This is a genomic window from Novosphingobium sp. UBA6272 (assembly GCF_002440635.1).
GTDB lineage: Bacteria > Pseudomonadota > Alphaproteobacteria > Sphingomonadales > Sphingomonadaceae > Novosphingobium.
Window position 1 is genome coordinate 902 of sequence record NZ_DJUW01000023.1, and the last position, 207, is coordinate 1,108.

The window sequence follows — 207 nt, forward strand, 5'->3', positions numbered from 1 at the left end:
GGCGGCGGCGGCTTCGATCGGTGGATCGACCGGTCGCGCTCCAAAGCCGAGCCAGCCGAGCAGGCCGCTTCCCGAGCGGCTGAGATTGGGATCATGCGCGGTCATGCCTTGGTTAACGGCAGGACAGGTCTTTGTTTAAGCCTGGTCGGCCGGGCAGGCCGTAGAATTCTTGCTGGCAGTGTTCATCGCCCGGGCCAGCAGGTCGGC